We start from the raw sequence: 26521 nt of genomic DNA, 5'->3' as shown, positions 1-26521 counted from the left end.
CGCTCCGGCCGCAGCGCGAGCTGAACCTGCACCCACGGTGAGCGGCCTCTCCGCTCCGCTCCGAACCGCTCACGCTGTCACCTCCGCTTCGCTCCGGCCGCAGCGCGAGCTGAACCTGCACCCACGGTGAGCGGCCTCTCCGCTCCGCTCCGAACCGCTCACGCTGTCACCTCCGCTTCGCTCCGCTGCGAACCGCTCACGGCTTGCCTCTCGCAATTCGCAGCAGCGCCGGCAGGACGGCTGCCGCTACGATCAGCTGAGCGGCCAGGTAGGCGGCGCCGACCCCGGTCACCCCGAGCTTGTTCATGGTGAGCAGGGTCAGCGACAGCACCAGCGTGCTCGCCGCGGCGTTGACCAGAATGATCCGGCCGACCCGGCGCTGCACCCTGGATGCGGCGATGAAGACGATCACCACCAGCTTGGGCAGCACCGCGACGGCGAAGAGCCGCAGGGTGTTCGCGCCGGCTCCGGCGTAGTGCTCGCCGAACAGGGTCAGCAGCAGCGGCGCCGACCCGCAGAGCAGGGCGACCGCCGGCGTGAACAGGAGCAGAGCCCGGCGCAGCATCTGCCGTGTGTACGCCGCGAGCCGGGACTCGTCGGCGGCGGCCTCCACGGTGAGCGAGGTGCCGAAGTGGTACGCCACGAGCTCCGCCGAGCTGCCGAGCAGCCACGCCACATAGAACACACCGTTGGCCTCCGCGCCCAGCTTGGCGGTCACGATCAGCGGCAGTGCGTTCGTGCCGGCCTGCATGAACAGGTACCCCACGTAGTCCAGCGCGACGAACCGGGCCAGGGCCCGGCGGCCGGGCAGGGCACCCGCGTCGCCCCGCGCGTGCAACCGGGGCAGCAGCCTGCGGAACACCAGCAGGTTGACGGGGATGAGCGCGGCCACGACCGCGAGATTCCAGGAGACGAAGATCCCGAGGCTCGGTGCCGCACCGGCCAGCAGCACCAACAACGCGATCTTGAGGATGCCGAAAATGGCGTTCTCGGCCGGGACCCAGACGGCTCCCCGCAGCGCGGTGAGCACGCTGTCCTGCAGCGTGAAGACGCCCCAGCCGGCGACGGCCAGCGCGAAGCAGAGGGCGAGCAGCGGGGCCCGGTGCAGGAAGTCGAACTGGTCGGCCACGACCGGGGTGATCGCCAGGAAGGCGCCGCTGATGGCGAGCGCCACCAGGCAGCTGGTCCCGTAGGCGTAGCCGACCAGCCGGGTCCCCTGCCGACCCGCGGCCGGCAGGAAACGGGCGAGCGTCCCGTTCAGGTTGAGCTGGGACAGGTTGCTCAGGAAGGTCATCGTCGAGACCATGGCGGCGCCGATCCCCAGCTCCGCCGGGGAGTACAGCCTCGCCGCGATCGCCCAGTACGCGACGCCCAGCACCGAACTGAGGACCGTGTTGGCCATCAGGGCGTAGACGTTGCTGTTCAGCGGATTGCGCAGGTGGCGGCGCAGCCGCACCGCGACCGGGGCGGTATCGGCGACGGAGCCGAGGGCCGTCGCGCCGTCCGTGATCGCCGGATCGGCGATTCCGGTGTGTCGCCCTGTCATGACGCCACCTCCCGGCCGCGGTCAGGCGGCTCGCTCCGGTCCGGCATGCGTGGCCGACGGGCGGCGGGGCGCGCCGCGTGCAAAACATGGCGGACCCGCCGGTACGCACGCCAGCCCCGCGTCTGCAGGTGCTCGCCGCGCCAGGCCGGCGGCCGGCCACGCCCGTCGAGCAGCGCGTCGAGTGCCTCGGTGCCGGTGTCGCGCTCGATCAGGACGCGGGCGATGGCGAAGACGTCGTCCTCCTCGTGGCTCAGCGCGTTCTTCACGGCACAGGCTGAGGAGTAGCCGGCTGCCTGTACCGCGCGGCAGACCGCCGGGCTGTGGTAGCCATACGGGTAGGCGAACGACGACACGGGTGCCCGCAGCCCGTCCTCGAGCTCCCGCCTGCTGCGTGCGATCTCCGAATCCAGCTGTCGGCGGCGTAGGCAGTCCAGAGCGTGGTGCGTGCGGCTGTGCGACCCGATCTCCACCCCGTGCGCGCGCAGCTCTGCCAGTCCGTCCCAGTCCAGCGCGGGATCGCTGCCGGTCGGCCGCGCCACGCCCAGCCGGGACGTGATGACGTACGCGGTCGCCGCGAGGTCGTACCGGCGCAGCACCGGCAGCGCGGTCTCGGCGAGGTCGGGGAACCCGTCGTCGAAGGTGATCAGCACCGGTCGCGGCGGCAGCGGTGCCAGTCCACGCAGCACGGCGGCGTACCGGCTGACCGTCAACGGGGTGCGCCCCCGCTCCCTGATCAGCGCCATCTGCTCGTCGAAGTCGCCGGGGGACACCGACCAGCGCAGCGTCCCGTCACGGCACTCGTCGCTGATGCTGTGGTACCCGAGCACGGGCACGACGGTCCTCGGTCGCGCGGCGCTCACCGAGGGCTCCGTCGCGACCGGGCCGACCACGCGGCGGCGGCGTAGTAGGCCGGGCCCAGCGCCAGCCCGCACAGCTCCAGAGCGGTGAACGAGGCGGGGTAGTCGTCCTGCTTCCGCGCGTTCTTCCCGGACCGCGGCAGTAGGGCGTACGCCATACCGCGCGGCAGCCGTCTCAGCAGGTCCACGCGGGCCGAGGCATCGGTGGCGACGCACTTCGCGAGCACCGCGCTGAGGCCGGTCCCGTACTGGTACACGGTGCGCCGCAACGCCCGCACCTCACGCCGATGCGTATGCCACACGATCGCGCCCGGTTCGTACACCAGCGAGTCGCCGGCCAGCACCAGGCGCAGCAGCACGTCGATGTCCTCCCCGCTGGGCAGCCGCGGGTCGAAGCCGCCCAACCGGCGCAGCTGCGCGGCACGGAACGCCATGTTCGCCCCGGAGCCGTACGAACCCGGCAGGTACGGGTAGAGCGAGCGGGGCGACACAGGGACCCGGTGTACGTGCTGCGCCTCGATCGTCTCGAATCCGGTCCGGTCGAACCGCAGACGCCGGCAGCCCTTGCCGAAACCGCCGTACTGCTCGAGCCAGATCTGGGCCGGCGCCTCCAGTTCACGGGCAAGCACCTGTCCGGTGACCCCGGCGACGTCGGCGTCGGTGAAGCCGTCGACGAGCGCCCGCAGCCAGCGCCGGTCCACCATCACGTCGTCGTCCGCGAAGGCCACGATCTCGCCCCGGGCCTCGGCGAGCCCCCGGTTGCGTGCGTGGCTGACGCCGGGTCGCGGTTCGCAGGTGCCGCGGATCCGGGGATCGGCAGCGGCCCGCCCCGCGACGATCCGTGCCGTGTCGGACCGCTGAGGGGCATTGTCGACGACGACAATCTCGTACCGGGGGTAGTCCAGCGCGGCGAGCGAGTCGAGTGCCGCCTCGAACAGCGGCGTCCGTCCGCACGTCGGCACGATCACGCTGACGAACGGGCTCGGCTCCTGCGGTGGCCGGCGAGGTGGGCACGACACGCCACCGCCGACGGTTCCGGTCTCGTCGGGCAGGCCCGGGCCCGGCCGATCGAGCGGCGGCAGGCCGTCGTCCCGAAGGTGTTCGTCGATTTCTCCGCGGAGCCGTTCCCGGATCACCCCGGCCAGCGCCGGCGCCGTCAGGCCGCCGGGTGGCAGCGGGATGTCGAGCAGCCCCAGCGGTTGCCCGTGCAGCCGGACCAGGATCTGCGCTGCCGCGTACCGGCTCCCGTCCGGCCCGCCTCCGTCAGGCACCGCGGGCAACCCCTCGGAGAGTTCGACCGTGAGCACGCGCACCGGCGCCGGCCCCGGGTCGCGCGGTCGCCGGGCGGGCTTACCGGCGGCGTGGGAGGCGCGCATCGCTTGCCCGGAGACGTAGCCGGAGGCGGTCACGAGCAGCCCGGCGACGATCGCCCCGGCCCGCAGCAGCCCGGTGCCGTCGCCGTCGCGGGTCTGGCGCAGCCCGCGGCGCACCCCGTCCGGCAGCGCCTGGCGGGTGTACAGGCGCTCCGCGGACAGCCCCGCGTCGCTGCCGACCAGGCGGGCGACCACCGCCTTGGACCGCCCTTCCGAGAAGCACCGCCGGCGGAAGTAGCGCCAGGTCGTCCGGTCCGTGGTGACCCGGTGCCGGACTCGCGCCGCCGGCTCGTACAGGACGACGCCGTCCGGGTGCTGGCGGCGGATGCGGATGCACAGTTCCGTCTCCTCGCAGCCGACCGGCGTGCGGCCGATCCGTCCGAGCGCGGGATCGAAGCCGGCGGTCCCTTCGAGAACGGTACGGCGGAACGACATGTTGCATCCGATGACGTTGCGCACCGGGGAGACCTCCGTCGGTTGGCCGGTGAAGCTGCACCCGACCACCCAGTCGAACTCGGGCGGGAGCCACCGCGGGCGCTGCTCCTCCCACGCCGGCAGGGCCCGCCCGCCGACGGCCAGCACCTGCTCGTCGCGGTAGTGCGGCAGCAGCTGGGCCAGCCAGTCGGGCTCCGCCTCCGCGTCGTCGTCGAGGAAGGCGACGATCTCGCCGCGTGCCTCGGCCACGCCGGTGTTGCGGGCCGCCGAGAGCCCGCGTGGGCCGGTGTTCGGCACGACCGTCACGCCCGGGAACGTGTGCCGGACCCGGTCCAGCAGCGCGGGGTTGTGGTCCACGACCACGACGATCTGCGTCGCCGGGGTCTGCTGCGCGAACACCGACTCGACCGCCCGCAGGATCTGCGACCAGCGCCGTTCGGTGTAGACGCAGATGACGACGGTGACGCTCGGCGCCGGCCCGGGGTCGCCCGGCTGTTCCGGGTCGCGGCCGGCGACCAGGTCAGACGCTGACCAGGACGCGCTCGACGTTGCCGCGAAGCCACCGTGGATTGTCATGGTCACCTTCCGAGTCGATGAAGAGCAGGGTGTGGCGTAGCCAGTAGAGGAGCAGTGCCGCGCGCTGTGGGATGGCGTCCAGCCAGGCGGCGACGTCGCGGGCGGAAACGTCGAGCGTCTCCTCGATGCCGCGGTGCAGGGCGCGGATGACGATGTCGCCGAGTTCGTCGCCGCCGGTCAACCGCCGGGCCAGGACGTGCAGGTGCAGCAAGTCGTGCAGCGGAAGCTGGCCCGGTGTGGCGCAGTCCCAGTCGACGACCCCGGTCACCTGCACGCCCGGCGGCGCGGCCAGCAGGTTGCCTGGCCAGAAGTCGCCGTGGATCCAGGACACGCGCACGGTCCGTCCGACAAGAACGGCGATCAGTTCCTCGCGCAGGCGCCCGACCGCGTCGACGAGCCGGGCGGGCTGGGGCATGGTGAGCGCGAACTCCTCGAGCCGTTTCAACGGTGCGTCCACCCACGCCCGCACGACGGACCGGTCGAGCACGGTCTGCTCCCCGGTGCGGGCGTGCAGGTCGCTGATCAGCCTGGTGGCGGCGCGCAGGAGCATGTTTCGCCAGGCCCGCCGTACCATCAGCCCCATCGCGGAGACCCCGGGCAGCGCCTCCTCCACGCAGTAGTAGCGCCCCTCGAACGTCCCTTGGGCGAGGCAGCGGGGCAGCACCGGACGCAGGTTGGGCAGCCGCGGATCCCCCTGGAGGGTCGCGAGCACCGTCGCCTGACGCCGCAGGCCGTCGGCGCCGGCGGCGGTCCACGGAACCTTGACCACGTACCGGTCGGGCGATCCGGAGCGGATGACGGTGGCGACCGCGACGGAGGTGCTGGTGAAGCTGACGGTCTCGGTCCGCCAGCCGGTGTCCCGCATCGACGTCGCGCCGGCGACCAGTCGCGGTGCGACGGCGGCGGTCCACCGCCGCTCTTCCCGGTGCAGCCAGCGGGCGAGGCTGTCGCGCAGCACCGGCCGGGCCTTCTGCAGCGTGCCCCTCATCGGGCCACCCGCCTCGCGTAGTACCGCCAGATGTGCGCGATCGCGTCGGCGAGCACCAGGTCCGCCGGCCGGTCCGCGTCCAGGCGTTCCAGGTGCGGGATCCGCCGGCTCAGCCGGTGATACTGCTCCCGCTCGGCCTCCAGGTGCACGGGGTCGTACTCGCCGGACCGCAGGTACATGACGCGACCCGGCACGTCGAGCAGCAGGACCAGGTTCGGCGCCGGGCAGAGCCGGCTCAGCAGCACGAAGTACGGCCGTTTGAGCCACACCAGCGGCCCGCGCGGCGGCAGCAGCGCATCGTAGACGTACCGGTCGAAGACCACGACCCGCCCGAACACCCGGTGGCGGACCGCGGCCAGGTAGCGACGCCACACGGTGAAGGGGCGCAGCAGAATGCGCAGCCCGTGCGCGGCGACGCTGACCGGCGACTCGCTCGACGGCCACAGTCCCATGTAGACCCTCTGCACCGGAAAGTAGAACGCCGACTGGATGCCCGTGGCGAGCGTCGACTTCCCCGAACCGTCGGGGCCGAGCAGCGCGACGCTGATCCCCCGTCTGCTCCAGGCCTGCAGCGGCCGCTCCACGAGCCGCAGCGCGGCCGAGGCGACGAGCCGCCCGGCCACGCTGACCGGGCGGGTTCGCCGCCAGGCGGCAAGCAGGGCGCGGCGCTGCGCCGCGAGGGCGTCCCGTCGTCCCGCCCGCCAGTCCTGCAGCAGGGTTCGCGCGGTGGCCGCCGGCATCGCCCGTACCAGCGGGCCGTCGAGCGACGCCGCGTGGTCCAGGTCGTCCAGCCGGCGCACGTGGCGCGCCGCGAAGGCGCCCTTGTCGAGGACGCAGTGCAGCAGCAGCGCCCAGAACTCGTCCCCGGGCGCGAGCACCCACACACCGTCCTGCCTCCGGCGGCGAGCCAGGCACTCGTCGGCGGCCTCCGTACGCACCTCGAAATGGCGGCCGTAGGCGATCTCGGTCACGAGGTCGAGTTCGACCCAGGTGCTGGTGCACGCGTCGAGACCGAGGTAGAAGCGGTGGGTTCCCCGGCCGTGGCTGCGTAGCCGGATCAGCCCGTGCGCCTCGATGACGGCCGCGGCCCGGGGGAGGTCGGCCGCCGCGACGAGGACGTCCAGGTCGTCCCCGGCGGTGAGCCCGTCGGGGCCGCCGCGGAGCAGGCACCACCGTACGCCCGCCTCGTCAAGCCCGGCCAGCACAGTACGGGCGAGCCCGAGTTCGGCTACAGCGGGGTCCGGCCACCGATGCGGATCTCCCTGGACCGTCCGTTCGGTCGTGTCGTCGCTGGTCATCGAGTGGTCTCCGATGCTCGTGTGGTTGCGGCTGTAAGGACGAGGCACGGATCCGCCGGTGTCTCGGCCGGTGTGGGCTGGGCGGCCAGGGCGAAGTCCGCCGGCCGGTCGGTCCGCAGCGGGATGTACCGCACCTCGTACGGTTCGAGCTGCAACGACCGCCCCTGCACCTTGACCTCGATCCGGCCGGTTCCGAGGTGGACGAGCAGCAGCGCCGTCCGGCCGCGGACGAGTCCCAGCTCCGGCGCCGGCCACGTCACGGCGTTGTCCCCGGCCCGGTCCGCGAGGACCTGCTGCAGCCGCGCGACCGCCTCGGCGTACGCGAGGGGCTGGCCGCCGTCCGACCGGTCGGTCGCGCTCCACAGCGCCGGCGAGTCTGTCCCGCGTTGGTCGTCGTCGCGTTGCGGTTGCCAGATGAGTGCCGCGGCGGCCTTCTGATCGACCATGTACAGCAGGGCGCCGACGGCCCGGGCGACCAGTTTCGCCTGGCCGTCCGCGCTGGCCTGGCCGACGTGGAACTCGCTCCACCACACCGGCAGCGAGGTCCGCTGCCGCAGCCATTGGGTCAGGGCGCCGAACAGCGCGCTGCTCATGCTGGTCGCGGTGATCCGGCCCCCGTCGCGGGTCGCCGATCCGGCGTCGACCGCGAGGAAGTCCGCGCCGTGCTTGTACCGAAGCCAGTAGTCGATCACGTCGAGGCTGCGCTGGTCGATCGTGCCGCAGGCGCCGGACAGGTCGGACGGGTAACCGCCGGCCTTACGGCTCGCCCAGAGGTCGAACACGACGTACGGCCCGCCCACGGCGATGTTGGGGTCGACCGCCTTCAACGCGTCGTACACCGCGTTGTAGAGCGTCGTGTACGCCTCGTAGTCCCATCGGTTCCGGGTTTCGTCCCAGAAGCCCTTCAACTCGTTCCACACCTGGAAATACCGCACGTCCGGATACCGGCGGGCGACCGCCGCAGCGAGCGCGGCGAAGTCGGCGTAGTGCCGCGGCTCGGGCGCCACGTGCAGCTTGTCCCAGTCGGTCTCACCGGGCCGGCCACCCTTCATCCAGTCAGGGGCGCAGCAGAGTGTGATCACGGGGATGCCGCCGGTCGACCTGATGAGCTTCATCCGGCGGTCGAGCGAGGACCAGTCGAACTTTCCCGGGCTCGGCTCGGGGTTCCCCGCCCCCCACCCGTAGATGTGCTGGTTCTGGTAGGTCGCCGTGGCGGTCAGGACGCCCCGCGCCGATACGGAGGCCGCGGGGTTGCCCCAGTCGTCGATCGAGTTCTGGGTGTGCGTGACGCCCACGGCCAGGGTGCGCGGGTCGGGGCGGTGCATCTTCGGCGCGGACCAGTCGTAGCCGCCGGGGTCGACGAGGTCCGACTCGTCGGGCGGCGGGTCCGAGGTGTGCTTCCGGCCGGGATTCCATCCGATGACCAGCAGCGCGGAGACCAACGAGAGCGAGATCAGCGCGACCATGACGCGACGGCGTCCGGCGCGAGGGTTCGGCAACCGCGACGTTCTGCGGGACACGGGCCTACCCACGCCCTCTCATGCGCCGCAGCGTCGCACTGGCCACGCCACGCGTACGACGTGCCAGCGAGCTCATCGGCATTCGCTCGAGCCGGTAGCCGGCGTAGTGTTGTTCGGCGGCGCCGAAACGGCTCTTGAAGAGCGCCAGCGACGAGCCGGGGGCTGAGTCGCCCAGGTGGTACGACACGCACCCGGCCTCGGCCGCGTCCTCGATGGCGATGCGGTGCAACAGGTAGTTGGCGTACGTGGGGCCGACGAGTTCCTCGTCCATCGCGCCCCGCCACATGCAGGCCACCACCTGGCCGAGCAGTACGACGATCGCGGCGGCCGGTCGCCCGTCGACGAACGCCGCGTAGATCCGGCAGCGCGGGCCGAGGACCTGGGCGACCGTACGCAGCTTGTGGGGCGGCTCCAGCCGGGCCGCCCGCCAGCGCGCCAGCGGGAGCGGTACGCCGTCCTGGTGTGCCCACCGGTCGACGGACTTGGCGTACAGCTCCTGCAGGACCGGGACGAGCCGGCCGGTGTCGTCCCGTTCGACAACGACGTTGGCGCGCTCGGCTCGCCGGACCCGGTTCCGGGTGTCACTGCGGAACCGGGTTCGCCAGACCTCGTCGAAGCCACCGGCGAGGGACAGGGTCTGCGCCATGCGCGGCTCGCGCTGAACCCCGGGCGGGCAGCCCTGCTCCCAGGACTGCGCGGTGGAGGGGTCGGGACGGAACGAGGCACTGACCGTGCGCCGCTGGGCGAGGTCGGCGAGGACCATCCGCACGTCCTCCGGCCGGACGGTACCGCCCTCGCCGAGCAGACCGGCCGCTCCCCAACCGGTCGGCAGCGAGAATTCCATCGCGATCAACGGGCCGACGAGTGCGCGACGCACCAACGGGAGCACCAGCCGCCGGCCGTCCGCGGCCCGGTAGAGCCGCGAGGCGTTCGCGTACCCGTCGACCGCGCAGATGCACTCCAGCCACTCCGGGGACTGCGTCGGCAGCGCCCGCGGGGCGGAGGCGAGCACCTCCTGCCACGCGTCGATCGGCGCCGGACTCGTCACGAACGGTGCACTCGTGCCGGCGGCTCGGCGCGACCGGGGCCGCAGGCCGAGACCCGCGCTCACGCGGACTCGACCGGTTCGGTAAGCGCCGAAGTGAACGGTTCGGCGGTCAGCGACCAGGTGTGCAGGACCCGGTGATCGATCGGGTCCACGACCGGCCTCGGTCGCCGCACGAGCCGCTCCCGCAGCAGCGTACGGAGCACCCGCTGGCCGTCCCGGAACGTGTGCAGGTTCGAGGTGCCGCACCGCCTCGGCAGTTCGGTGCTCGGCACCTCGGCGATGCGAAGGCCCGCCTTCAATGCGTGCACGACGAGTTCGGTTTCTATCTCGAAGCCGTGCGCCGTGAGGGCGAGCGCCGGCAGGCACTCGCGACGGAACGAGCAGAACCCATAGCACAGGTCGGTGAAGCGGACGAGGAACATGCTGTTCGTCATCCGGACCAGCATCTGGTTTCCGATCCGCCGGAGCGCGGTCAGGTCCGTCGAGCCCCCGGCGGCAAGGAATCGGGAGCCCTTCACGAAGTCGTACCCGTTCATCAGCGGCGTGACGTATCGGTGGATCTCGCTGGGATCCATGCTGCCGTCCGCGTCGATCATCACGATCAGGTCGCCGCTCGCCGCGGCGAAGGCGACCCGCGCCGCGTCTCCCTTGCCCCGGCAGTGCTGGGCCAGCACCACGATGTCGGGCCGGATGGCGCGCGCGACCTCCACCGTGCGGTCGGACGAGTGCCCGTCGACGAGGACCACTTCGTCCACGATGGACGGCAGGCGCTTGAGCACCCAGGCGATGTTCTTCTCCTCGTTGAGCGTGGGGATGACCACGCTCACGGTCTGCCGCCCGGGTATCCCGCTGATGGGTTCGGCCGGAATGTGGTCGGCCCAGTCCCGCATCCGCGGGAGGCTCAGCGATGGCCCGCCGTCCCGTTCCGGCGGGGGGAACGGGCCGACGGCGGGACCCATGACATTGTGGATGTCGCTGGACCCCGTCATCGGTTCCTCCCGCTGACGGAGACCGCCCGGTTGCTTCCCAGTACACCGTTGGTGCTTCGCGTTTCGCCCAGACGGAAACGCGCAGTAGTCTTCATCAAACCCCTCCCCGAGGGTGCCCGAAGCGATTGCATCGCATACGCAGCGCCGATACGGCCGGCTGCGCCCGAATCCGAACGTGACGTTAACAGCGAGTGAACGCCCGTAGCCGCGACATCCAAGAACGCGTCTGTCCGATGTGGACTCCCGCATGGTCTCGTCGCCGTAGGCCCGACCATAGTGATCACCTGCCACCGCGCGCGCCGGGGCGAGAAGGCGGGTGAGAAGGCGGCCGAGCGGGAGTAAGCCGCGCTCAGCCGGGAAAGCGTGGGGGTACGACGCTATGAGCCGAGCGGGACGTCCGCGTGCCAGTACCGCTGCGTCGTGTCGTTACTGGCCATGACGATCAGGCCGGTTGTGCTGGTGACCGGCTGTTTGGTCGAGGTGACGTTGTTCAGGTGCGGCGACAGCCCGTCTGAAATGACTGGCGTGCCGCGGCCCAGCGGGAAGGAGATGTTGCCCATCGGGGAGCTCTTCATGAAGATCGTCCCGTCGGAGCCCGAGTAGGGGCACCCGGTGTCCGGCGCAGTCATGAACACGTCGATGACCTGGTGCTCGAAGTCGAGCACAACGATCGGCCGGGTGTGGCAGTCGCTGATGCGGCCGAGCGGGTAGCTCGCCCAGGCACCGGTCGAGGGGTCCCGCACCAGGAGCATGATCTGTGGCTCGGAGGCCGCGGCGCCGGCGTCGTCCAAGCTGGTCTTGATCGCCGCGTAGACGCGCCCGGACTGGTCGGCCTTGAGGTTGATGTGGTCGTCAGCCGAACCGGGACCGCCGAGCGCCGTGCTGGTCGCCGACCACGTTCCCGCCGCCGCACCGTCGGCGTGAGTGGCGAAGTACATCGCCGAATCGACCTGGTTGCTCCACATCACGCCGACCTTGTGGTCGCCCATGGCGACGATGGACGAGATGTCGTCGGGATCCAGATTCGCTGCGCCGGCGACTGGGAGCACGAACGGCGTGCCCCACGTCGTGTCGCTGCCCGTGGTGGAGTTCGCGTAGACCTTCGAACCTTGGGTCCAGGTCGCCCACAGGACGCCGGTGGAGTCCTTGTCGATGGTCAGCGTCTCGCTGGAGTAGTTGTCGATCTGGACCGGGAATCCGGTGTCCAGGCTGTACGTCCTCGTCGCGGGTGTGTAGCTGTAGCGGTAGAGGCGGGCCGGGTTGCCGGACGTGGCCACGCTGGACGAACTGGCCGTCACGTGGGAGGCGACATAGAGGTGGGTACCGTCCCACAGGGTGTCGGAGCGCGTCTTCGTCCTGTTGTCGGTCTGCGTGCCGGTGTCGATCCAGGTCTCCGTCGACCGATCCAGCCGGAAGATGTGGTAGGTCTGGCTGACCGTGTCGAAGAGCGCTGCCCACCAGACGCCGTCGTTCCACCACAACTTGCTCTCCGGCTTCTCACCGGTCGCTGCCGCCCCCGGTGTCGACGGCCCGACATAACCGACGCTGCCCGCCGCGCTGGTGGTGAAGGTGGCATCGGAGCCGTTGGTGGTGCCTGCCGAGTTGGTCGCGACGAGCCTGTAGTGGTACGTCGTGGAGGCAGTCAGGCCGCTGAGACCAGCCGAAAGCGGGGCCGCGGTGGTGCCGGAACCGGCCGAACCGTCCGGTGAGGGTGCCCGGGTCCCGTAGGACGTAGTGGTGCCGTAGTCGAAGTGATATGTGGTGCTCGACCCCTTGGGGTTGATGGTGCCGGCGATGGTCGCGGCAGTGCTGGTAACGCCCGTGGCGCTGCCGGTCGTCACCGTCGGCAGCTGCGGCGCCTGAGCGCCGCTCGGCTTGATGTTTGCGGCAAAACTCACCTGCACCGACGTACCGCCGGACTCGGTACTCGAGTAGGTAATCGGGCTACCGGTGGCGATGACACCGTTCGAGTCGTTGGTCTCGAGTGTGGCCTGGGCCGATGTGGCGGCTCTGGTATCGGAGCGTTCGGTCAACCCCGCTCCCGGCGTCCAGATCTCGGAGGCACGGGAGGCAAAGGCCGCGAAGCCCCAACTACCTGCCACCGTCGGCGTGAAGGCCGGGGCAGTGTGGGTGGTGGTATTGGACCCGCCGGCTTCCACTTTGTAGCCGTATTTCTCGAAGGGATACACGCCATTCGCCGTGTTGATCGTGGTGTCGGCGCCGGAGTACGCCAGCACGGAGATCACCAGGCCGGCCGGCGCGCTCGCAAATCCCCACGTGCCGGACTCCGTTCCCCCTACTGCGGCCTTCACGGCCACCACCAGATGCGAGCCGGTAGTGGTCGCGACATCGAACAGCTCACCGGGGATCTTGGTCCAGCCGGTCGGCGCCGTGTTGGCGATGTCAGACAACCCCGGAGTCTTGTACGACAATGACGCGACCAGCAGGTCACCGGCCACCGCCGCGCTGGGAGTATTGAACGTCTTGGAGACAACGCTGCCGGTGCTGTCGGTGGTGTTGACCGGTGTCCCCCGCAGGGCCACGTTCGCGGCATCGACTGCCGCAACCGTCGAGGCGGCGGCGTGCGCGACCTCCAGGCTCGTGACATTGCTGACCACGACCGCCACAACGGCCGTGGCGACACCTCTCCGGCACCATGATCGGCGGGATGCCGTGCGCGTGTTCATGGCGCCTCCATGCGACGAGGCCTCAGGCGGAAACCGCGACCACATCGCTCGAACGAGGCGTTCCTACGCATCACAAGGTGACGTGAGAAAGCGCGTCCAAACAATTGCGGACGCTTTGACTCCCGACTATGAGCCCGCCTGCCCAATCCCGCCAGAGATGTGTCGCCGACACGACAGTTCCTGCCAGGGGCGGCCACAGGACCATTGACGCCGAGCGACGACCTCGGCCTCGCCGGTCAGGCGGGGACGGCGCGGTCGACGACGACCTCGTAGACGAGGTCGGTGGTGATGGAACCGATGCGGGCGAGTTCGGAGGTGATGCGGGCCAGGTCCGGCATGTCAGCCGCGAGGACCTCCGCGACGTAGCAAATCCTGCGGTGACCAGCTCGCGATACCGCACGATCGAGCTACTCGACGGCCGCGAGCGACCGTAGCGTTGTAGGCGTGACCGATTCCCACATCGAGTTCGCCTACGTCGACGTCTTCGCATCGGTACCGCTGGCGGGGGCGCCGCTGACGCTGGTGCCCGACGCCGACGGCATCACCGACCACCAGATGCGGGCCGTCGCGCGCGAGTTCAACCAGTCCGAGACCACGTTCGTCCTGCGGCCCTCGCGGCCCGGCACGACCCGGCGGCTGCGCTCGTTCACCCCGACCGGCGAGGAGGTCTTCGGCGCCGGGCACAACGCGCTGGGGGCCTGGCTGTGGCTCGCTTCCTCGGGGCGGCTCGGCCTCGACGGCGACGAGACCACCTTCAGCCAGCACATCGGCGAGGACGTCCTGCCGGTCCACGTCCGGCGCACCGAGGGCCGCGCGTTCGTCACGATGGACCAGTCGCCGCCCGTGTTCGGCGCCATCGTCACCGAGCGGGCCGGCCTCGCCGACGCGCTCGGGTTACGCGAGGACGACCTGGTGCCCGACCGGCCGGCCCGGGTGGTGTCCACCGGCGCCGGACACCTGCTGGTGCCGATCCGCGACCGGGCCGCCGTCGACCGGGCCGCGCCCGACGCCGCCCGGCTCATTGCGGCGCTGCGCCAGGTCGGCGGCGAAGGCTGCTACCTCTACACGGACGACACCGTCGACAGCGGGGCCAGCGCCTACGCCCGGTTCTTCAACCCGGCGATGGGCATCTCGGAGGACCCGGCCACCGGGACCGCGGCCGGCCCCCTGGCCGCGCTGCTCGTCGCCGACGGCATCGTGACGCCCGCGCCGGCGGGCCAGGCCACGATCGTCATCGAGCAGGGGCACGCGATGGGCCGGCCGAGCAGGATCACCGTGACCGTGTCAGGATCCCGGGTACAGATCAGAGCGGTTCCGGCCTGGTCGTCGCCCACGGCACCATGACGCTGCCGGGAGCCGCCGCGTGACGCCCGAGGACGAACGCTTCCTGTACCGAGCGATCGCGCTCGCCACCCAGTCCCGCGCGGGCGGCGACGCACCGTTCGGGTCGCTGCTGGTCGGCCCCGGCGGCGAGGTCCTCGCCGAGGACCACAACACCGTGCTGTCCGACGACGACATCACCGCCCACCCGGAGCTCAAGCTCGCCCGCTGGGCGGCCCGCAACCTCTCGGCCGAGGTCGCCGCCGGCACGACGCTGTACACCAGCTGCCAGCCCTGCGGCATGTGCTCCGGCGCGATCGACCGCTCCGGTATCGGCCGCGTCGTCTACGCCCTCTCCAGCGAGCAACTGGACGCGCTCAAGCCCTCCGGCGGATTCGCGCCCGTCCCCCAGCAGGGGCCGGCCCTGTTCGCGGCCGCCCGCGCGGCCGTCGAGGGCTACTACACCTGACCGACGATCCGCGTGGCCGGCCGAGGCCCGGGTGCTGCATCATGACGACCGGCTGGGCGCGGCCAGGCGTGCAGCGCCGGCGGTCCTTGTTCGGTCGCGGGGCCGCTACTGCGCGGGTGACCAGCCGAGCGCCGGCGCGACCGAATGGACAACGTCGTGCAGGATCTGTTCGTAGTCCGCACGGTCGAACTCGTACGGCAGTTCCAGGCGAAGCTCGTCGACCGCCTGCACGGCGGCATCCGCACGCAGGCGGTCCACGATCTCGTCGCTGGTGCCGACGACGTCCGGGGCGAACAGGGTGCGGCGCTCGCCGTGCGGCTTGAGGGTGCGCTCGTGGCGCGACTGTGCGTATCGCAGGTACCGCTGCCGGGTGTTCCTGTCGGCGCTGTCCAGCGGGACGATCACCCGGCCGACTGCGATCCGGGCCGGACGCCCGACGATCGCGCGGTACTCGCGGATGTGCGTGAGCTGCGCCGTCACGAAGTCGTCGGTGTGCTCGCCGGAGACGATGTTGCCGGCGAGCAGGTTCAGGCCGGCCGACGCCGCCCACCGGACCGAGCGGAGGCTGCCGCCGCCGTACCAGAGCCGGTCGACAAGGCCCTTGCTGTACGGCTGCAGGCGCGGGCGCTGAACATTGCCCGGCGAATGGATGACCGTGTCCGGGCCGCCGATGAACTCGCCACGCAGGTTGTCCTGCAGGCGGGCGATCCGCCCGTAGGACAGGTCGAACGAGCGCCAGTCGCCGTCGAAGACAAGGTCGCCGATGAGGTCGGCGTGCGGCGGAGTGCCCGCACTGAACCCGACCTGCAGCCGTCCTCGCGACAGGACGTCGGCCATCGACAGGTCTTCAGCGAGACGGAACGGGCTCTCGTAGCCGATCGGGATGACCGCGGTGCCGAGCTGCAGGCGTGTCGTGCGCTGGCCGGCCGCCGCGAGGAACACGGCCGCGGACCCGACGCCGTGTTCGAGGTGACGCTGCCGGATCCAGCCTCCGTCGAAGCCGAGACGCTCGCCGTACTCGAACAGCTGCAGCGTCGCCTCCAGACCTGCATACGGGTCGCCGTCCGGAAAGTTGCCCGGCGTCAGGAACGCAAGCGTCCGGATTGTCACGACGACCGCCGACGGTCGAGCTTCGCGATCGGGCGCAGCCGGTCCCTGGTCTCCATGCCGGGCACATTATCATATCTAACCGACCGTGTTACTAGGATATCCTCATCACGCCTGTCCGGGCTCATCCTGCCGGGCGCCGGCGGCAGCGCATTCCCGCGCTCCCGCCGGCGCCGCCGTCAAGGTCAGATGAGGCCGAGGACCCCGGCGAGGGTGTCTACCTGGTTCGGGTCGTCGGCGTAGCAGTACAAGACGAGTTCGTCGGCGCCGAAGGTGCGGTAGGCGGCGACGGTGTCGAGGAGTTCGTTCGGGTCGGCGATCGGTACACCCCAGTCGTCGCGGCCGTAGTAGGCGGCGATGGCCGAGCGAGCCGGTGCAAAGGCCGCGCCGAGGGCGACGTTCATCTGGCAGACGAGCCGGGGCCGGCCGCTGCGCCCAGCGGCGGTCCACTCGTCGTGGACGGTGCGTACCAGCTTGTCGGCCCAGGCGAGGGGTGCTGCGCACAGGAAACCGTCACCGTGGCGGGCGACACGCCGCAGTGCGGCCGGCGCGAACGCGCCGATGAGGATGGGCGGCCCGGCGGGGGTGTCGGGTCGCGGGCCGATGGTCGTGCCCTGGTAGGGCTTGCCGCGCCAAATCCGGCGCAGCTCGGTGAGCTGGGCCTCCAGGAGTCTGCCGCGTGCGGTGATGGGCACGCCCGCAGCGGCGTGGTCGTCCTCGCGGCCGCCGATACCGACGCCGAGCGTGAACCGACCACCGGACATGACGTCGAGGGTGGCGACCTGTTTGGCCAACAGGGCGGTGGCGCGCAGCGGGCCGAGCAGGACTTCGGTCTGCAGCCGGATCCGCGACGTCGCGCCGGCCAGCACGGACAGAGCCACGAGCGGTTCGGGGTTGTGGTAAGCGAGCCGGTCAAGCAGGGCGAGCGTGTCGAATCCGCATGACTCGGCGCGCCGCGCCCAGTCGGTGAGTAGGCGCGGGTTGCTGATGGGCAGGCCGAGGCCGAGTTGCATGGGCGTTCTCCTTGGAGATGGGCAGCGTTCAACGACTGTCGCCCTCTCCTCCCCGCGCATGGGCGGGTCCCTGGCCCTTCCTGCGACGCACTTCTTGAGCCGGGAGACGGAGTTCCAGCTCAAGAGGCTACCGCCCCGCTCGATTGTCTGCACTCCCGCGGCTCGTCGCTAACGACAGCCGAGGCGTCTCCCTGGGTGGGGGTGGGCCCCGTAGCGTGGTCGCGTGGAGGAGATCGCGCGGTACGGGTGGCTGGACGAGTCGCCGCTCGGTGAGGCAGCCTGTGTGACGTTCGTTGAGAGCATGGACCTCGTTGCGGTGGCTGCGGCATTCGGCGGCTCGCTTGAGGAGGCGGTCGACGTCGCATTCGGCGGCTCGCTTGAGGAGGCGGTCGACGTCGCATTCGACGGCGACTACGAGCCCGACTATGCGCATGCGACCGTCGTGCTGCGCCAGATCGGCGGCTGGGTTCTCGCGATCGAGGACAACGGCTGGCAGGGCAGTCGGCCGGAGGTCCTGCGCCGGTTGACCGAGGGCCGCGCAGTCAGCTGCTTCTGGAACGTCAACGCTGTCACCCGCTTCAACTACGCCAACCACGGCACGGTGGTGACCGAGTTCGAGGCCCTGTTCCCCGACGATCGGGGCGGGTTCGATCCGAACGCGCTCGAGGACCTGCGGGCCGGCCTGCCGTGGGACGAGGCGATCGGCGCGACGCAGCAGTTGATGTTGGCGCTCGCGGCACGGATCACCGGCCTTGAGTTCGTCCCGGACCTGCTGGCCGGGCCGATGCTGGCGGTGCCGCTGCGGCCGTGGCCGCAGGACGTCGCCGAGCGGGTCCATCCACGATACGAACCGTTGACACAGGAGGACCCCGAACTGTCCTACGCCCTGCAACAGGCCGATGGGCCGGCGCTACGGAGCGTGGCCAGGCTCGCCACCGACCGGGCGGCACTCGCCGCCGGGATGCGCGAACACCCCGCGCTCGCGGCGGTGATCGCGGGCGAGGAGGTTCCGCCAGGCCGGCTCGACGCGCTCGCGCGGGACCTGGATCTGCAGGGACACGCCCCGCAGTTCCGCGCCGTCGAGGCGGCCCGGGCGTGCACGAGCCCGAGCGCGCTCGCCGCCGCATTCCGGGCGATCACCGAGGCAGGGCACGCGGTACAGGCGACGCGGGCCGACGCGCGAGCGCTGCGCGACGCCTTACTGATCGAGCTCGGCTCACCCGAGCCGCCCAGTGGGTCGGGCGGACTCACCAGCGCCACGTGGCTCGACGAGCACTGGTTGGGCTGGGCCGGCTGCGCGACGTACATCCGCGGCATGGACGTCACTGAGGTGACCGCCACGCTAGGTGCCGATCCGGCCACGATCAGCACCGGCCCGGTCACCCTCAGCACGCAACCCCTGGCGTGGACACGGGTGGTCGGCGAGTGGGTCGTCGTCCTCGAGCCCGGCCGGCGACTCAGGCCGGCCGATCCGCTGCTGGAGCGGCTCAGCGTCCGCGGCGAGGCGGTCCAGGCGGAGTGGAACGCGATCAGCAACGTCTGGTTCCGCCACGCGATCGCCGGCGTGCTCCGTGGGCGGCGCAACGGCTACGCGCCCGAGCAGGTGTGCGGTACGGATCCGCACGCACTGGACGCACTCGTCGCGGAGCTGCCGATTCCCAGGCCGGGTGCGGACGGAGGCGGGCAGGCCATCGGGCTGCTGGCCCTGGCCGCCCAGATGACGGGCATCGAGCTAGGCCCGTCGGCGCTCGACGAGCGTTGGCACGCCCACCGAATCTCGTGACGTACCCAGCGACGCGGGCCTTCGCGCCGATCGACGGAAGACCGTCCCGATCCGGAACAGGCAGCGTCGCATGTCCTAACCGCGGTCGATGTGGGAGGTTCCGTTCTGCGATGAAGGCGTGGTGGCGGGGGTTCGCGGTGAGTGCTGCAGTCTCGGCAGGGATCATTGCCGTCAGCTATCTGTGGAACTGGCATATCACCGGCGTGATCGACGGGGTCGTGGCGACCGGACATCCCACCACCGCCGTGGTGGTGGCCACCAAGCGGGAGATTCGGTGGTTCAGTCTCGGGACCGCTGCTTACAACGCGACGGTCGCCTTCGAAGACCAGGGACAATCGCGAACCGCGGTGTTGCGGCGCCCTGGCAACATGAACGCGTTGCTGCACAAAGGCGATGTCGTCGACGTGTTCGTCGATCCGTCGCAACCGTCCCGCGTCGCCACGCGAGACGGGCTGATTGCCGGTCAGCGCGGTATCGACATTGCGTCGAGTGCCTGGTATCTCGGCGTTGTCATCGCCGCGATCACAGCCGTCAACTTCATCCTGGAACTCAGGAAGCGACGCCGACTCGGCGATGAAGCATCGCCACGAGCGGGCCACATGGAGGACTGAGCGCGCCATCAGGCCGCCACAGCCTCAGCGGCGGCAGCAAGCTGCACGCGACGGAACCGTGGCCGACATGATCGCGGCAGTAGCGCCCGGCAGCGAGCACCTCGGCGGCTACGTCCACCGCTCGCCTGATCGAGTGCCCGCACACGCGTAGCTTCTGCATCGGCGGCTGCCAGTTGGTATGGAGGATCGCGGGTGATCGTGGCGTCATCCACTCCAGCGGCTGGGTCCGGCGGTTGTCGCCGAGGCCGCAGCGTTGACGGTGTTTGGCTTCGGGCCTCGGTTCAGGTGGACGTCGTCGTAGTGCGAGGGCCGACCGCGATGAGGTAGCCGCTGTCGAGGACGATGCACTGGTCGGCGGCGACCGAAAGGATCCGGTAGACCGATCGCGGTAGCGTGACGGCCCAGATTGTGTGACCGGTCGCGATCTCCCACACCCGCAGGACTCGGTCGGCGCAACTGGTGGCGACCACCGAGACGCCATCGAGGACGGCCGGCAGTATCGCCCAGACCCTGCCCGGATGCGCCAGCGCCGGTCCGGACGGCTCGCCGGTGGCGATGTCGGCGCAGCTGACAGTGTCGCCCACGGCGCTGATCACGACAGTTCCGAACACCTCCAACTTGGTAACGGCGTCCGGTCCGGGCCAGTTCCCGCTGTCGACGGTGTATCCGGCCGGGCTGGTGCGCTCGGCGAACCGGCCCGGCGGAGCAAGCTCGGCCAGGTCGGCGCTGTCGAACCAGCGGATTCCGCCGCCGTCGGTGCCGGTCAGTACGACGGTGCGGCCGTGCAGGTCGGCGAGCGCAACCGAGGTCGTCTCCAGCGTCGCGGCCATGTGGGCCGAAGCACGCAGCCTCAGCGTGACCGCGTCCCAGACAGCGAGGGTGCCTCCGGCGTTAACCGCGGCGATGAGGCCGTTGCCGGTCGCGACTGCGGACAGCACCGCGGGAGCCAGCGGCGGCTGCGGCGCGGTATGAGTTTCTCCGGTGGCCGGGTCGACCGTTGTGGGTGCGAGCTTGGACATGACGACGAGGAGGTCGCGGCCACCGACGGTGACGGCGCGCAGTCTCGGGTGCCCGCCTACGGTCCGGTAGTTGTTGCTCCGTTCGCCGATCGGCTCGCCGAGCCTGCGCCCATCGGCCACGTCGAACACCTCGAACGGCCCATCCTCGTCCAGAGCAGCAACCACGGGCCGCCCACCGATCGTGACCGGGACCGCATCGAGGAAGTGTGGCCGTCCTTGTCATCCTGCGCGAGGGGATCGGTGAGCTCCAGAAGGTTGGTCCGCCCTTCGAAGGTGTGACCCTGTGCCGCGAAGAGGAACGAGCCGCACACGGCAACTTTGTCGACGCTGCCGGTGAAGTCGGTCCGGATCGTCCCGCGCAGGGAACCGTCCCGCAGGTCCACGATCCGCAGCGCCCGCGTCTCGCAGAGTACAGCCCAGGCGCCGCCGGCGGTGAACACCGGCGCCCCGCTCGGGCGTGTCGTGGCGGGGAACTGGGCGACCGGCGCCGCCGTGGTGGGATCCCAGACGGTCAGCAGGCCATTTTCGGCGACGGTCACCGCGCGCCGCTGACCGTCCAGCATCGTCCAGCCGCCGCAACTCGTCTGTTCGGGCATGGCCACCTCGCCGGTGCGCCGTAACCCGTCGAGGTCATGGAAACACAGCGTCCCCGTCCAGATGTCCTCGCCGCCGAGGCTCAACACGGTCGGAGTGCCGTCGGTGCTGATCGCCACACGGGTGACGTAACCGCCGTGGGCGGCAGTCCTGGCCAGCAGCCTTCCGTCGGCCAAATCCCACTGCAGCAGGTAGCCGCCCTCGGTGCCGGTGACCCCGACCCCGGCACCGACCGCGAGACTGCGCAGGCGACCCGCGCGCCGGGGAATCTCATCGGGTTCGGTGGCCAGCAGCAGCTTCCCAGTCGCGAGGTCCCACACGCGCAGCCGCTCGTTCTCCACCGCGACGACGGTGTCACCGGCGAACGTGGCGTCCCAATGGGACTCGTGCGGCCCCTCCAGGCTGAACCGGTGCACCTCGACGCCCGCGCGCGGGATGCGGTAAACACCGTCGCCAGTCATCGCCCAGGCGTACGTGTCGTCCAGGCGCACCGCTCTGATCTGAGAGCCGAGCCGGTGCGCCTGCCGCAGTGCGGGGCTCAGCGGTTCACCGGCGGTCCACTGGGGCAGCCATGCCCCAGGGTCCTCAGCTCGCAACTGCTCCGCGCTTTCCCCCTGACCACTCCGTAGCAGCGTCAGCACGCGCTCGAACCGGTCCACCCTGCCCCTCCCCGAAGATCTTCAGGACGTTACTCCTAACCTGTGGCGGATACGCCGCGGATATGCAATCCGGCCGGTTCACCGACGACCTTCGATCAAACGCGCATCTGGCCGCCGAGAGCGCGCGACACCGGCTGACACCCGCTTGATCAGGTGCACGCACATGCCGCGATGAGGGCGCGCCCAACGTCACGGTCGGTGACCTTCGACGGCACGAGCCGCATCCGCTCACGCCGATGAGCGGTCGATAGAGGTCAGGCTCCGGCAACAACTAAGTAGCACCTGTCTGGGCACACTGGGACTATTGCGCGCATGACACAGAGGGCGACATCGGCGGCGCAGGGGTGCATCTTCTGCGCCATTGTGGCCCGACAGGCCGAGGCCAGTGTGGTGTACGAGGACGAGACCGTCGTGGTCTTCATGGACCTGAACCCCGTCACACCCGGCCATCTACTCGTCGTGCCACGCGAGCACGCGGTGGGCCTCGAAGACCTCGATGGAGCCACTAGCGCTCACGTTTGGTCGGTCGGTCATAACATGGCACGAGCCTTGCGACGCTCAAACATGCGCTGCGAGGGAATCAACGTCCTCCTCTGTGATGGCGAAGTCGCCTTCCAGACGGTCTTCCACTTCCACCTTCACGTCATCCCTCGCTACGCAGGAGACGGCTGGACCCTCAAGGCCGACTCGCCGGAACGCGAGAGGTCGCTCCTCGACAGCGACGCGCAAGCGATCAAAGACGCTATCGCGTCGACGGACTGACTGGTCACTTCCGCTCATGCCGCGATCGGCTCGCTACGGAACGTTACGACCGGCTGGGTCGCCAGCTCCCGGACATGCCGATGAGCGCGCGCGCAGTCAAGCGGAATACTCCTCCCGGTGGCGTGAAATTGCAACAGCCGGAATCAATCCACCAAACGCATCTGCCCGCCGGCAAACGTGGGATGCCATGTCGACTCACGCTGGATAGACAACGATCTTCACGTTCGTAGGCTGAGCACATCACACGGTCGCGCGAATAGGTGAAAAATGGTAACTCTCGAGGCGGTTCTTGGCATCGGCGGCCTGGTGTTCCTCATTCTGGCACTCATCGGCCGAGGCCTGACCGCGAAGGACGTCATGATACCGGCGATGGCCGGCCTTGCTCGCGTTGTCACAGGAACTGTCGGCGCACTGCTCATCGCAGGAGCGCTCTGGCTCCACGCCAAGGACTCGAAGCATGATCCCGTCGACCCGCAGTCAAGCGCGGCACCCACGCCAGATGGTCCGCCGCCGACAACACCTTCCGCAACACCTCCATCGTCAGTACCGCCATCGCCGCCTGCGGTCGACATGATCGAGTATGACCAGGACATGCCCGTCAACTACGTCGACAACACTGGTCACCTGGATCTTGACGCGCCTCACGCCTGGGGTGGCGATGAGGACGAAGATACGAAAACAACGGATCTTGCCATAACAAAGGATCAGGTGAGCAGCGAAAATGCCACGAAGATTGCGGCCTCACGAGCAGGCGGCAAGATCGCATGTGAGCAAGCGATCGGCAGCGCAGGGAAGGAACTCCTCACAATGCAGCAGATCCGCGACGATATGGGCTACTGCGCCCAAACAAGCGCAGGGCTCGTTGTTTACATCAGGTTGGTGGACGTGAAGCCACAGGACAACGATCATCAAGTGATTTTTCACATCACCGCATATGCTTGATCAAACCCATGGCATCCGCTCATGCCGCATGGTGCGCGGTAGCCGACGAGTGCGGGGCGGGATGTGTCTGGATGCGACGGCGTGCGTATCGGCGTAGGTGCCGTCAGCGGGTATTCAGGAATGCCAGTTCAGCCGACCGGCCAGCCCGTTCGGCAGCATCCTGCCAGCCGTCGGTGGCGCCGCCTGCCTCGGCCAGGGCCTGAATCGCGGCGGTCGAGCCGCCCGACGTGATGGCGTACCGCATGGGCGTGTCCCCGTACCGATCGTGGGCGTTGACGTCGAGCCCGGCGGCGAGCAGTCGTGCGAGCAGGGGTGCCGGGTCGGGCAGCCAGACGATCAGGTGCAGCATGGTGCGACCCTGCTCTGTGCGCAGGTGGGGGTCGAGGCCCGCGTCGAGCCAGGCGGTCAGTGCCGGACCGTCGCCGTGGCGTGCTTGCTCTTCCAATGCTGAACGGCGCCGGCGCAGCACCTTCGGCAGGGTCACCGACGGGTCGCGCCAGCCGATGTGCGCGGCGAAGCAGCCGGTGGGTTCGGGCCCGCCGAGTGCGTACAGGCTCCTCTCCCGGTGGATCTCCTCGGGCAGGTGTGGGATTCCAGCCGGTCCGACGACGTGCCGTTCGGTGCCGCAGCGGACCGTGTACGGCGACATGTCGACCGTCGGGCGGGGGCCCACGGCACCGTCGTGGCCGGCGACCATCGCGGCGGCCGCCAAAGGGTGCAGTTCGTCCAGCGACACCTTGCCGAGCCGGACCAGGTCGTGGTCGATCGGCCGCTCGACTCGGGCCATGGGCAGCACCGGCGGGATGTCGCCACGTTCGCCGCCGCACCGGACCCGCTGCCGGAAACCGTCGATCCACAGGTATTCGCCGTTGAGGTCGATCAACGCCTCAGGCCGTCCGAGCTCACGGGCCGTCGCCGCGAGCGTGATGAGGTCGAATCGGGTGGTGCGGATCCGGTCTCGCAGCACCGGGTTCGCGTCGGCAAGGGCGTCGATGTCGAACCCGGCCAGACGCCACGCCTTGCGCCACTTCCCGGCGTCCTGCAGAGCGATGATTTCCTCCGCGGTCCCAGGCGGCGAGGAGGTCAGGAATGGCAGCCGACCGCCGTGGCGGGCCAACAGGTCACCAATACGGCGGGTGTCCCAACGTTCGCGGTTGGCGTGCAATCCCAGACGCGGGTCGGCCGGGCCCGCGAAACGCAGTACCAAACGCGGCCCTGGGGGGCCGTAACGAGGCGCGACCTTTAGGTGCCCGCCTGGATACGAGCAGAGCATGGCCGGCTCCCGACGCGGCGCGGTCGAGCGAGGCACAAGCCGGTCCACGTGCCACCGCAGCAGATCCGGTGCGAGGTGGCGCAGGTCGTCCTCAACCGACTCGGCGACGGCCCGCCCATGGTCGCGGGTGATGGCAGACAGGTCGACGTCCACCTCGACGTTCGCGACGGCGCAGGCGCCGCGCCAATCACCGGCCAACCGCCGCTCCGTCGCGGCCTCGATCATCCACCGTGGCACGCCGAAGCGCCGTACACGCCGCCATCCTTCGAGCGGGGAAGCATCAGCACCCATCGAGGAAGCCCAGGTCGCGGCCTGCTGGGCGCCTCCCAGCCGGCACCGGACGCTGAGCCCCGCACTGCGGCAGGCGCACCGGCTCGGTCGTCCGATCGGGTGCCGGATCCTGAGGTTCCGGCGAAGGCCCGCATGCGGCGGTGGTCTGCGGCGGAGAAGGCTCGGATCTTGGCCGAGTACGAGGTTCTCGGCAAGGCTGGTAAGGGCGCGTTGCTGCGCCGGGAAGGGATCTACTCCTCGCTGATCGCGGCGTGGCGTCAGCAACGCGACCAGGGGGCGTTGCAGGCCCTGGCCAAGCCGGCGGGACGGCCGCAGGCCGATCCGGTCGATCGGGAGAACGCCAGGTTGCGGGCGCGGGTGGCGCGGCTTGAGGCCGATCTGGACAAGGCCCGGCGGGTGATTGAGGTGCAGGGAAAACTTTCCGCGCTGTTGGGGCAACTCGCGACCGACAGTCAGAGCAGCGGGAGCGAGCCGACGCCCTGATCGACGAGGCGATCGTCGAGCTGGAGCCGATGATCGGGGTGCGGGCGGCGTGCGGGGCGACCGGCCGGGCGCAGGCGTCGCATTACCGCCGGCATCGCCAGTCACCGGCACCGGTGCGGCCGGTGCGGGAAAGGAAGGTGCAGCCGCGGGCGTTGAGTGAGGTCGAGCGGGACACGGTGCGGGCGTTGCTGAACTGTCCGGACTTCGTGGACAAGGCTCCGGCCACCGTCTACCACGAGCTGCCCGACGAGGGTGTCTATGTGGCGTCGGTGTCGAGCATGTACCGGATCCGCCGGTCGTACGGGGAGGTCGGGGAGCGTCGCCGTCAGGCGGTGCACCCGGCCCGGGTCAAGCCGGAACTTGTCGCCACGGCGCCGAACCAGTGCTGGAGTTGGGACATCACGAAGCTGCACGGCCCGGCGAAGTGGTCGTACTTCCATCTGTACGTGATCATCGACATCTACTCCCGGTACACGGTTGGCTGGCTGATCGCCGACCGGGAGTCCGCTGCGCTGGCCGAGCAGTTGCTCGCCGACACGATCGCCAAGCACGGCATCGACCGGGACACGTTGACCATCCACGCCGACAACGGCTCGTCGATGGCGTCGAAACCGGTGGCGTTCCTGCTCGCCGATCTGGGTGTGACGAAGTCGCATTCCCGGCCGCATACGTGCCTCTTAACCGGCTAACGGTGGGCGTTCCTGCAGGTCAGCGACACGCCGGGCGTGGCCGGGTCCTTGCCTAGTTGTGTTCATCGGGGATACATCTGTTCCTCGTGAACATGGGGGAATCGTCGCTGCAACTCGTCCAGCGGGACGACGGCTGGGCGTTTGCCGGGCCGGGTTCGGTGGGGTTCGAGTTGGTGAACGAGTACTTGT

General features: G+C 70.2%; 21 protein-coding genes and 1 pseudogene. 8 read left to right on the top strand and 14 right to left on the bottom strand.

Going from position 1 to position 26521, the window contains the following annotated elements:
- Positions 1-196 precede the first annotated feature (196 nt).
- The 9 genes from ACGFI8_RS44785 to ACGFI8_RS44745 form a co-directional block, all read right to left on the bottom strand.
- Complete coding sequence (locus ACGFI8_RS44785; RefSeq protein ID WP_392814400.1) at positions 197-1546, bottom strand: lipopolysaccharide biosynthesis protein; 1350 nt, start codon at positions 1544-1546, stop codon at positions 197-199.
- Positions 1543-2406, bottom strand: coding sequence for a polysaccharide deacetylase family protein (locus ACGFI8_RS44780; protein WP_392814398.1), 864 nt, complete (start codon positions 2404-2406; stop codon positions 1543-1545). The genes ACGFI8_RS44785 and ACGFI8_RS44780 overlap by 4 nt, the downstream gene beginning before the upstream one ends.
- Positions 2403-4787 carry a glycosyltransferase gene (locus ACGFI8_RS44775; RefSeq protein WP_392814396.1) on the bottom strand — a complete coding sequence of 795 codons (2385 nt, stop codon included), beginning with the start codon at positions 4785-4787 and terminating at the stop codon, positions 2403-2405. The genes ACGFI8_RS44780 and ACGFI8_RS44775 overlap by 4 nt, the downstream gene beginning before the upstream one ends.
- The gene (locus ACGFI8_RS44770) at positions 4732-5775 is read right to left on the bottom strand and encodes a phosphotransferase family protein (RefSeq protein WP_392814394.1); all 1044 of its coding nucleotides are present in this window, start codon (positions 5773-5775) and stop codon (positions 4732-4734) included. Before ACGFI8_RS44770 ends, ACGFI8_RS44775 begins: the two co-directional genes overlap by 56 nt.
- Positions 5772-7073 (bottom strand): hypothetical protein, encoded by a 1302-nt coding sequence (locus ACGFI8_RS44765; protein ID WP_392814391.1) that lies wholly within the window; start codon positions 7071-7073, stop codon positions 5772-5774. The genes ACGFI8_RS44770 and ACGFI8_RS44765 overlap by 4 nt, the downstream gene beginning before the upstream one ends.
- Positions 7070-8539, bottom strand: a complete 1470-nt coding sequence (locus ACGFI8_RS44760; RefSeq protein ID WP_392814388.1) for a hypothetical protein — start codon at positions 8537-8539, stop codon at positions 7070-7072. The genes ACGFI8_RS44765 and ACGFI8_RS44760 overlap by 4 nt, the downstream gene beginning before the upstream one ends.
- Positions 8540-8597: 58 nt before the next feature.
- Positions 8598-9641: a GNAT family N-acetyltransferase gene (locus ACGFI8_RS44755; RefSeq protein ID WP_392814385.1), complete on the bottom strand. Its 1044-nt coding sequence runs from the start codon at positions 9639-9641 to the stop codon at positions 8598-8600.
- A gap of 59 nt (positions 9642-9700) precedes the next feature.
- Positions 9701-10630 (bottom strand): glycosyltransferase family 2 protein, encoded by a 930-nt coding sequence (locus ACGFI8_RS44750; RefSeq protein WP_392814383.1) that lies wholly within the window; start codon positions 10628-10630, stop codon positions 9701-9703.
- Between the two features lie 377 nt (positions 10631-11007).
- Positions 11008-13257: a hypothetical protein gene (locus ACGFI8_RS44745; protein ID WP_392814380.1), complete on the bottom strand. Its 2250-nt coding sequence runs from the start codon at positions 13255-13257 to the stop codon at positions 11008-11010.
- A gap of 504 nt (positions 13258-13761) precedes the next feature.
- Between ACGFI8_RS44745 and ACGFI8_RS44740 the strand changes: the two genes are divergently transcribed.
- The gene (locus ACGFI8_RS44740) at positions 13762-14661 is read left to right on the top strand and encodes a PhzF family phenazine biosynthesis protein (RefSeq protein ID WP_392814377.1); all 900 of its coding nucleotides are present in this window, start codon (positions 13762-13764) and stop codon (positions 14659-14661) included.
- Between the two features lie 19 nt (positions 14662-14680).
- Positions 14681-15106 carry a nucleoside deaminase gene (locus ACGFI8_RS44735; protein ID WP_392814374.1) on the top strand — a complete coding sequence of 142 codons (426 nt, stop codon included), beginning with the start codon at positions 14681-14683 and terminating at the stop codon, positions 15104-15106.
- Positions 15107-15211: 105 nt separating this feature from the next.
- Here the strand turns inward: ACGFI8_RS44735 and ACGFI8_RS44730 are convergent, their stop codons facing one another.
- Positions 15212-16216, bottom strand: a complete 1005-nt coding sequence (locus ACGFI8_RS44730) for an LLM class flavin-dependent oxidoreductase (protein ID WP_392814371.1) — start codon at positions 16214-16216, stop codon at positions 15212-15214.
- A gap of 182 nt (positions 16217-16398) precedes the next feature.
- A complete protein-coding gene (locus tag ACGFI8_RS44725; protein WP_392814369.1) occupies positions 16399-17226 on the bottom strand; it encodes an LLM class flavin-dependent oxidoreductase in 828 nt (275 codons plus the stop codon).
- Between the two features lie 223 nt (positions 17227-17449).
- Between ACGFI8_RS44725 and ACGFI8_RS44720 the strand changes: the two genes are divergently transcribed.
- Positions 17450-19009, top strand: a complete 1560-nt coding sequence (locus ACGFI8_RS44720) for a DUF6461 domain-containing protein (RefSeq protein WP_392814366.1) — start codon at positions 17450-17452, stop codon at positions 19007-19009.
- A 110-nt stretch (positions 19010-19119) separates the two neighbouring features.
- The gene (locus ACGFI8_RS44715) at positions 19120-19620 is read left to right on the top strand and encodes a hypothetical protein (protein WP_392814364.1); all 501 of its coding nucleotides are present in this window, start codon (positions 19120-19122) and stop codon (positions 19618-19620) included.
- A gap of 281 nt (positions 19621-19901) precedes the next feature.
- On the opposite strand, the gene ACGFI8_RS44710 is transcribed toward ACGFI8_RS44715, so the two are convergent.
- Both ACGFI8_RS44710 and ACGFI8_RS44705 read right to left on the bottom strand, forming a co-directional pair.
- Positions 19902-20759 (bottom strand): hypothetical protein, encoded by an 858-nt coding sequence (locus ACGFI8_RS44710; RefSeq protein ID WP_392814361.1) that lies wholly within the window; start codon positions 20757-20759, stop codon positions 19902-19904.
- Complete coding sequence (locus ACGFI8_RS44705) at positions 20696-21892, bottom strand: WD40 repeat domain-containing protein (protein ID WP_392814359.1); 1197 nt, start codon at positions 21890-21892, stop codon at positions 20696-20698. Before ACGFI8_RS44705 ends, ACGFI8_RS44710 begins: the two co-directional genes overlap by 64 nt.
- A gap of 312 nt (positions 21893-22204) precedes the next feature.
- Between ACGFI8_RS44705 and ACGFI8_RS44700 the strand changes: the two genes are divergently transcribed.
- Positions 22205-22654 (top strand): HIT family protein, encoded by a 450-nt coding sequence (locus tag ACGFI8_RS44700; protein WP_392814356.1) that lies wholly within the window; start codon positions 22205-22207, stop codon positions 22652-22654.
- Between the two features lie 267 nt (positions 22655-22921).
- Positions 22922-23596 (top strand): hypothetical protein, encoded by a 675-nt coding sequence (locus ACGFI8_RS44695; protein ID WP_392814354.1) that lies wholly within the window; start codon positions 22922-22924, stop codon positions 23594-23596.
- Between the two features lie 103 nt (positions 23597-23699).
- Here the strand turns inward: ACGFI8_RS44695 and ACGFI8_RS44690 are convergent, their stop codons facing one another.
- Positions 23700-25106: a hypothetical protein gene (locus tag ACGFI8_RS44690; protein ID WP_392814351.1), complete on the bottom strand. Its 1407-nt coding sequence runs from the start codon at positions 25104-25106 to the stop codon at positions 23700-23702.
- 222 nt (positions 25107-25328) lie between these two features.
- Between ACGFI8_RS44690 and ACGFI8_RS44685 the strand changes: the two genes are divergently transcribed.
- Positions 25329-25643: a hypothetical protein gene (locus tag ACGFI8_RS44685; RefSeq protein WP_392814349.1), complete on the top strand. Its 315-nt coding sequence runs from the start codon at positions 25329-25331 to the stop codon at positions 25641-25643.
- A gap of 29 nt (positions 25644-25672) precedes the next feature.
- Positions 25673-26311 (top strand): annotated as a pseudogene (locus tag ACGFI8_RS44680) (transposase); the annotation flags it as partial.
- Positions 26312-26521 lie beyond the last annotated feature (210 nt).

Source organism: Dactylosporangium sp. NPDC048998 (assembly GCF_043197855.1).
Classification (GTDB): Bacteria; Actinomycetota; Actinomycetes; order Mycobacteriales; family Micromonosporaceae; genus Dactylosporangium.
Note: the sequence above shows the minus strand (reverse complement) of the source record. Positions and strands in the feature narration are given on the sequence as shown.

Excerpts from the sequence above, each read along its gene's own strand:
- ACGFI8_RS44765 (WP_392814391.1), bottom strand. The coding sequence starts at position 7,073 with ATGACCAGCGACGACACGACCGAACGGACGGTCCAGGGAGATCCGCAT.
- ACGFI8_RS44770 (WP_392814394.1), bottom strand. The coding sequence starts at position 5,775 with ATGAGGGGCACGCTGCAGAAGGCCCGGCCGGTGCTGCGCGACAGCCTC.
- ACGFI8_RS44760 (WP_392814388.1), bottom strand. The coding sequence starts at position 8,539 with ATGGTCGCGCTGATCTCGCTCTCGTTGGTCTCCGCGCTGCTGGTCATC.
- ACGFI8_RS44750 (WP_392814383.1), bottom strand. The coding sequence starts at position 10,630 with ATGACGGGGTCCAGCGACATCCACAATGTCATGGGTCCCGCCGTCGGC.
- ACGFI8_RS44715 (WP_392814364.1), top strand. The coding sequence starts at position 19,120 with ATGAAGGCGTGGTGGCGGGGGTTCGCGGTGAGTGCTGCAGTCTCGGCA.
- ACGFI8_RS44700 (WP_392814356.1), top strand. The coding sequence starts at position 22,205 with ATGACACAGAGGGCGACATCGGCGGCGCAGGGGTGCATCTTCTGCGCC.
- ACGFI8_RS44785 (WP_392814400.1), bottom strand. The coding sequence starts at position 1,546 with ATGACAGGGCGACACACCGGAATCGCCGATCCGGCGATCACGGACGGC.
- ACGFI8_RS44775 (WP_392814396.1), bottom strand. The coding sequence starts at position 4,787 with ATGACAATCCACGGTGGCTTCGCGGCAACGTCGAGCGCGTCCTGGTCA.
- ACGFI8_RS44695 (WP_392814354.1), top strand. The coding sequence starts at position 22,922 with ATGGTAACTCTCGAGGCGGTTCTTGGCATCGGCGGCCTGGTGTTCCTC.
- ACGFI8_RS44725 (WP_392814369.1), bottom strand. The coding sequence starts at position 17,226 with ATGCAACTCGGCCTCGGCCTGCCCATCAGCAACCCGCGCCTACTCACC.